Origin of the sequence: Nocardioides sp. (genome assembly GCF_035429765.1) — a bacterium.
GTDB lineage: Bacteria > Actinomycetota > Actinomycetes > Propionibacteriales > Nocardioidaceae > Nocardioides.
In genome coordinates this window covers 1-6,903 of sequence record NZ_DAOMFK010000171.1, presented here as the reverse complement: position 1 = coordinate 6,903, position 6,903 = coordinate 1, and the positions used below count along the sequence as shown (strand labels likewise).

Here is a 6,903-nt window from a genome sequence, read left to right as displayed (position 1 = left end):
GCACGAGCAGCGGCAGGAACGCGGCCAGCCCGGCGAGCGCCAGCGCGGAGGCGAGCACGCGGACCAGCGGTGGAGCGGGCAGCGCGCAGACCACCAGCCCGGCGTTGACCAGCGCCACCCGGAGGGCACCCCCGCGGTCCAAGACGGCGGTCGCCGCCCGGACCGGCGTGGGGCCGCCGCCGAGGACCACCGGGACGAGGTAGGACAGCGCCCCGAGCAGCACCTGGGCGCCGAACCCGGCGGCCAGGAAGGGGGTGACCCGGTCGAAGGTGTCGTCCGCCTCGGCCCACGACGCGGCCGTCGCGAGCCCCAGGGCGAGCCAGCCCACGCACCCCACCAGCCAGGCCAGGCCGGCCGCCACCGACCAGGTCGGGAAGTCCGCGGGCGGCTTGGTGCGGGCCGCCGCCACGAAAGAGGGGGCGACCAGCCCGAGGCCGACCAGGTACAGCAGCAGACCGGCGACCGCCGCAGGACGGATTCCGCCGGCGGCGCCGGCCGCGACCACCCCTACCGCGGTCACCAGCACGGGCAGCGCCCGGCCGACCGCCGGCTCGGCCCCCTCGGCGATCCGGGTGCGCAGCATGGTCGGCCACAGCGTCAGCAGGGTGCCGACCACGGTCAGCCCCATCCAGCCGAGCACGTTCAGCGCCGCGTGGGCCAGCACCAGCCGCTCGTCCCAGGGGTCTCCCAGGCCACGGGCCAGGGTCGCCCCCAGCCCCGCCCCGACGACCAGGCAGCCGGACGCGGCCACGTAGTAGCGCACCGTGCTCCCGAAGCGCGCCGGGAGCGCCAGGCGGAGCTGGGCGACCAACGCAAGCGCGTGCCACCCGACCGCGGCGACGACGAGCACGGCACCGACCAGAGTGACCGGCCACCACCCGCCCGGCACTCCGACCACCACCGCCAGGACGCCGGCGTTGAGGACCCCCAGACGTCGGGTCTGCACCTGCCGGTCGTCGGGGGCCGGCCGGGCGTGCAGCACCGCGTCGGTGAAGTAGCGGCTCCACACCACGATCGCGTTGGTCACCGCGCCGAGCAGCAGCAGGTGGATCATCAGCCAGCGCGGGGCGGGGACGAACGGGTGGACCAGACCCACCACGAGTGCGGCGAGCAGCCAGACCACCACGGGCAGGTCCCGCGCCGGCCACATCCCGCGGCGTACGCCGCTGCGGCCGCTCACGAGGACCGGCCCCGCCGCAGCACCGACCAGAGCACCACGGCCACGAAGGCCAGCAGGGCGACGACGTTGAGCAGGCCACCGATGCGCCAGGCGACCTCGTGACCCAGCCCGTCACCGACCCAGAGTCGCAGCGCGAGCGAGGCGTGCAGCAGCACGGCCGGAACGACCAGCGCCGGGGTGTACGGCAGCGGTCGGCCGAGCACCGCTGGCAGGATCACCGGGGCGTGGGCCAGCACCATCGACAGGGTGAAGCCGAGGAAGACCGCGTGCACGACCAGGTCGTACGCCGCTCCGTCGGCCGCGCGGCCGGCGACCAGCCACGCGCCGGCGGCGACCAGCAGCCAGCCGTAGCCGGCGAGCATGCAGCCGGCCATGTAGCGGGGCAGGCCGGTCGTCGTGACCGTGCGCCGGGCGACGTCGTGCACCACGAGCCAGGCGACCAGCGCGAGCAGCGCAGCACCCAGGAGTGGGTAGCCGGCCCCCGGTCGGAGCAGGGCCAGCAGTACGCCCGCGACGAACGCGAGCGCCAGGGCGACCAGGCGGGTCCCGGCGTCAGGGCCCATCGCCAGGCGCGCGAGCTCGAGCCGCTCGCCCCCGACGGTGAGCACCACGAAACCGACCAGCCAGGGCAGCAGCGTCGGCACCGGCACCGAGCCCAGCCACAGCACCGCCGCGCCCAGTGCCAGCACGGCACCCAGCGCCTGCACCAGCACGGCCTCGTCGCGCTGGCGGCACCACAGCGGGAGGTAGAGCAGCACCAGCGCAGCCGTGCCCGCCACCAGCACGCTCCGGGCGAGCACCAGCGGCGCCGGGGAGACGAGCAGCATCCCGGCCAGCCCGAGCAGCGCCGGCGCGGCGAACCCGAGCGGACGGCCCAGCGCCACGGCACGTTCCAGGCTGACCAGCGTGCCCACGAACCCGAGGACCAGCAGCACGCCGTGCACCTCGGGCAGCCGGGCGGTCGACAGCGGCGCGGGCAGGTCGAGCAGCAGCAGCGCGGCATCCAGACCGGCGAGCAGGGCCACGCCCGCGGGCAGCACCAGGACCACACGGAGCGTGCGCCGCGGAGTGCGCCCAGACGTGGAGAGCCGGTCCGGCGCGAGGGTGGCGGTCCCGGTCACGGCTCCTCCACCTCGGTGCGCAGCCGGAGCAGGCAGGCACCGGGCTCGGCGAAGGCGTGCAGCGCGGTGCGGTACGGCTCGCCGCCGTACTCCTCGAGCGCCCCGCGCACGATGCCGAGGTGGACGCCGCAGACGACGTCGGGGTACTTCCTGGCAGCGGCCAGCAGCGGGCAGCGGGTGAGCCGGACGACGGACGCGCGGGCCCCGGTCTCGGGGGCGAAGCCGAGGTCGTCCAGCAGCGTGACCACCTCGCGCCTTGCCTGCGTGGCGGTGGACCCGGGGGTGGCGCCCCGCTCCTGCGCCAGCTCGGCGCCCCACGCGGTCCCCGCGGCAACCGCGTCGCCCCAGGGGTCCGCGCTGGTGCGGTGGATGGAGGCGGCGAGAGCGGCCGCCAGCCCGGCGTACTCCGAGTGCTCCTCGGCCACGGCGTACAGCCAGGCCGGGCGTCCCCGCCCGCTCGGAGCGGCCGCGTGCCGGGTGGCCAGTCCGGCGGCCACCAGCTGGTCGAGGTGCTCGCGCACGGTGTTGGGGTGGAGCCCGGAGGTGGCCACCAGCGAGGCCAGCCCGGTGGGCTCCGTCTGCTCCTGGAGAAGCGCCAGGATCGCGCGGCGGGACGCGGTCAGTGGCACGCCCGGCGAGGCGACCCGCGGCCGCGGGCCCGGCTGAAGCCGACGGCCGCCCGGAGCTCCCGGATTATTTTTCACGGGATACAGTGTAGTAAATTCATCAGGCGCACACCATGCCGCGGCCGCCGGAGCCCGCGGGACGCCGGACTCGATGGGAGAGATGCAGCAATGAGCGAAGTCGTGATCGCCACGTCCGAGGCCGACAGCCAGGCCGCGGACGCGGTGGTGCAGCACCACGCGGAGCTGTCCGGGGCGCTCGCCGCCCGCACCGAGGCGCTGCTGGCGGCCGCCGGCAGGTCGGACGCCGCCGCTTCACGGTCGGCCGCCGCCGACCTGGTGGCGTGGGTGGAGCGGGAGCTGGTCCCGCACGCGCTCGCCGAGGAGCAGGCGATGTACCCCGCGGCGCACCGCACCCTCGCGGGCCGGATGCTGATCGACGGCATGCTGGCCGAGCACCGCGCGATCACCGCGCTGGCCGGCGAGCTCGCTGCCGCGACCGACCCGGTGCGGGCCGCCGCCGCGGCTCGGGCGCTGACTGCCGTCTTCGAGAGCCACCTGGCGAAGGAGAACGAGCAGGTGCTCCCGCTGCTGGCGGCCAGCCCCGGGGTCTCCCTGGCCGCCCTGCTGGAGGGGATGCACGAGCTGCTGGGCGGGCACGAGGAGCCGCAGGCCGAGACGGGGCACCACTCGTGCGGTTGCGGCGAGCACGATGCCGCCGAGCACCCCGAGCTCGACGCCCGAGCCATCCCGCACGCCATCCGGCACGCCACGATCTTCGGGGCGCTGGACTCCGTCCCCCTTGGCCGCGGCCTGGTGCTCGTCGCCCCGCACGACCCCCTGCCGCTGCTCGACCAGGCGGCCCAGCGCTTCCCAGGCCGCTTCACCACCGAGTACCTCGAGCGCGGGCCCGAGGCGTGGCGGATCCTGTTCGCCCGCGTGGGCTGAGGCCGCCGCCCCCTTCTCGGATTCCCCGGGCGGGGAATCCGTCACCTGTAGGGGGTTGCAGCCGTACCCCGCCCCCCTCCGGGCTCTCGCCCGTGACGCCCTCCGCCGCCCCTGACGCCGACCCGACCACCGGCCTACAGCCAGCCGGCCACCCCCAGCGCCACTGCCAGGACCGCGTTCACGCCCGCCATCGCCCCCACGATCGTGAACCGCTTCTTGTCGCTGTCGAGGTCGAAGACGTAGGCGGCGATCGCGAAGAACGTGCCGTAGCCGAAGATCACGATCAGCAGCGGGAACGAGGCGTTCCAGAAGGCCCAGTGCCACTGCAGCAGCCCGGCGGCGTGCAGCAGCTCCTCCACCACGACGGCGAAGACCGACCAGAACGTGATGAACACCCAGCGGTTCGGGATGCCGAGGATCCTCATGTGCTTGTCCTGGGGCAGGAACTTCACGAACTCGATCCCCGAGATCAAGAACAGGAAGACGATCTCGATGGTCCAGCCGACCAGGATGAGGTACGCCGTGTCGCCGTTGATCGTCCACAGCGCTGACACCCCGGTGGCGTGCAGCCAGGCGGAGTTGACCAGCTCGTTGAACACGTCCATCAGGAAGAACGCCAGGCCGGCCGCGATGATGTCCCATCGTCGGCGCTCGACCTCGTTGGCGTAGACGTACATGACGATCCCGAGGAACGTCACGACGTACCAGTGCAGGTTGCTGGTGTCCCGCAGCATGTCCAGCGCTTCCCTGGTCGCGTCGGTCACCTGGGTGAGGTCCATGCTTGGCACGCTAGACCCGGCGCTCGGCGGGCTGCGCGAGGGGCTCACCCGCACCAGCGCCGCCAGGCCGACTCCCACCGTCACTCCTAGGCCACGTCCTTCCCGGTGCCCTCCAGCGCCTCCGCCACCAGCCGGGCCACCTCGCCCGCCGGCCCCGCCAGACGCCCGGCAAGACACCGCACCCCGGCCGCCTCCTCCTGCCGGCAGGAGCGGGTGAGCTCCTCGACCGTGCCGGGCTCCAGGAACGCAGCGGACAGCCACGGCAGGGTCCCGGCGACCTCGCCGTCGGTCAGCGCACCGGCCAGCACGCTGCGCACCAGAGCGGCGGGCTCCCCCGGCAGGGACCAGGCATCCCACACCGGCTGAGGTACGTCGGTCAGCAGGGCCGCCTCGCCGACGACCGTGAGCGCCCCGGGCAGGGCGTCCGGCGCGCGGCAGGCGTGACCGAGCGCGTCCAGCCACGACGCCGGGTCCTCGGCGACACCGGCGGCGACGGTCTCGGGGACCCGCAGCGGCGCGGTCTCGAACAGCGGGCCGTCGTCGGTCGGCACCAGCCTGCCGAGGACGCACTCGCCGGGCGTGAGCAGCAGCGCGGCACCGAGGTTCGCGGTCTCGACCGGCTCACCACCGTCGAGCCGCTCCCACACGATCGTCCGCTCCCCTTCCGAGAGCAGGCGGAGGCCTCCCAGCGGCGCACGCGTCCACCCCTGGATGCGGTCCGCGCCGGCCAGCAGGTCTGGCCCCGCGACCCTGGCGACGAAGTGGGCCAACCCGCCCAGCTCGTAGAGGTAGACCTGCCGGTACACCCAGTCCCGGTCCATCACCCGGCAGGTCGCATCCGCCTCGTCCACGCCGCGCAAGGTGCCGGGTCCACCCCTGGTGGCCACGGCCGTCTCCAGCGCCCGGTGCGCGCGTCGCTTGCTGCTGGCGTCCAGCCAGGTCAGCGCCTGGGCCTGGATCCACCGTGAGGTCGCCCACCGGGGAAGGAGGGGGCCGAACCGGGTGAGCTGCCGCAGTCGCCGCACCCGCTCGGGACGCCAGAACGGCGCCCCGTCGGGACCGGCGAAGCGGGCGGTGATGACGCGCAGGGCGCCGGCGGCGTCCCCCCGCGCCTCGGCGGCGTCGGCCTGCTGGAGGGCGGCCAGCCAGGGCCTCATCGACTCCAGGTCGCGGGCGTCCCGAGGGAGCCGGCCACCTGTCCGGCTTCGGTGGGCAGTGGCGCGTCCGCGTGGCTGGGGCATGTGCCCACCCAAGCCTTGTCGGAACGGCCCTTCCACCCCCCTCCGCGGATCTGTGGACAACCACCCCCGTCCGCGGATCTGTGGGCAACCACCCTCGCGGCAGCGGCTCGCCCTCAGGGGGAGCGCTCGCCCACCCACCGGCCGGGGGCGAGCAGCAGCACCACCGCGGCGAGCAGGCAGGAGACGGCCGCCGCGACCAGGCCGAGGGTGTGGTCGTGCCGGTAGACCGGGATCAGGATCGCCGGGGCCAACGCTCCGCCGAGGAACTGGCAGGCGAGCATCACCGAGGCGGCGCCGCTGCGGTTGCCCGGGGTGCTGAGCACGGCCAGCGAGTTGACCGTCACCCGCGAGGCGAGGCCGGCGATCCCGCCGAGGGCCAGGGCGACGACCAGCACCACCAGCGCCGGCGACAGGCCGGCCAGCACCGCGGCCGAGGCCAGCGCGACGTACGCGATCAGGCCGAAGCGACGTGCCCCCAGCCGGTCCAGCAGCCGACCGGCGGAGCCGCCCGCGAGCAGCCCGGTCACCCCGAACACCGCCACCACCGCGCCCCGGCCTCCGGGCGGGAGCCCGAACCGGTCGCCGGCCAGCAAGGCGCTGAGGGTGGTGATACCGATCGTGGTGAGGTACGCCAGAGCGGCGATCACGCAGGCGAAGCCGAGCCGCGGGTTGAGCAGCGAGCGCCACGCGACCGGGGCGGCGGCCGCCCTCGGCGCGTCGTGCGGAGGCCGGGTGGCCAGCGCCAGCGCGGTGACCATGGTGATCCAGAAGGCCCACCGCCAGTCCACCGCCGCCGCCAGGCCGCCGATGACCGGCGCGAAGGTGAGCCCCGCCGCCTGCATGCTGCCGAACCGGCCGAGCACGCGACCGAGGTGCGCGGCCGGGGTCAGGTCCGACAGCGCCGCGAGCAGGATGGGCGTGGTGAACGCGTTGGCGATCCCCTGCGCCGCCCGGCCCGCCATGAACAGGGGGACCTGGGAGGCCACGGCGCACAGCAGCGAGGCGAGGGCG

6 protein-coding genes and 2 pseudogenes are annotated in these 6,903 nt (G+C 75.1%); 2 read left to right on the top strand and 6 right to left on the bottom strand.

The features are described 5' to 3' along the window. The 3 genes and pseudogenes from PLP61_RS13470 to PLP61_RS13460 form a co-directional block, all read right to left on the bottom strand. Positions 1-1,180 (bottom strand): annotated as a pseudogene (locus PLP61_RS13470) (multicopper oxidase domain-containing protein); the annotation flags it as partial. Continuing rightward, a complete protein-coding gene (locus tag PLP61_RS13465) occupies positions 1,177-2,301 on the bottom strand; it encodes a DUF8744 domain-containing protein (protein WP_324503250.1) in 1,125 nt (374 codons plus the stop codon). The gene PLP61_RS13465 and the pseudogene PLP61_RS13470, both read right to left, overlap by 4 nt. Beyond that, the gene (locus PLP61_RS13460) at positions 2,298-2,930 is read right to left on the bottom strand and encodes a helix-turn-helix transcriptional regulator (protein WP_324503249.1); all 633 of its coding nucleotides are present in this window, start codon (positions 2,928-2,930) and stop codon (positions 2,298-2,300) included. Before PLP61_RS13460 ends, PLP61_RS13465 begins: the two co-directional genes overlap by 4 nt. A 165-nt stretch (positions 2,931-3,095) precedes the next feature. Here PLP61_RS13460 and PLP61_RS17145 point away from each other — a divergent pair. Next, positions 3,096-3,506, top strand: a pseudogene (locus tag PLP61_RS17145) (hemerythrin domain-containing protein); the annotation flags it as partial. Positions 3,507-3,560: 54 nt separating this feature from the next. Beyond that, positions 3,561-3,872 (top strand): DUF2249 domain-containing protein, encoded by a 312-nt coding sequence (locus PLP61_RS17140; protein ID WP_502889052.1) that lies wholly within the window; start codon positions 3,561-3,563, stop codon positions 3,870-3,872. A gap of 134 nt (positions 3,873-4,006) precedes the next feature. Here the strand turns inward: PLP61_RS17140 and PLP61_RS13450 are convergent, their stop codons facing one another. From PLP61_RS13450 to PLP61_RS13440, 3 genes are all read right to left on the bottom strand, one after another. Further along, complete coding sequence (locus PLP61_RS13450; RefSeq protein ID WP_324503246.1) at positions 4,007-4,651, bottom strand: AF_1327 family membrane protein; 645 nt, start codon at positions 4,649-4,651, stop codon at positions 4,007-4,009. Between the two features lie 86 nt (positions 4,652-4,737). Beyond that, the gene (locus tag PLP61_RS13445; RefSeq protein ID WP_324503245.1) at positions 4,738-5,808 is read right to left on the bottom strand and encodes a hypothetical protein; all 1,071 of its coding nucleotides are present in this window, start codon (positions 5,806-5,808) and stop codon (positions 4,738-4,740) included. Between the two features lie 197 nt (positions 5,809-6,005). Then, positions 6,006-6,903: MFS transporter (locus tag PLP61_RS13440; RefSeq protein ID WP_324503244.1), on the bottom strand; the 898-nt coding region annotated here is incomplete at its 5' end.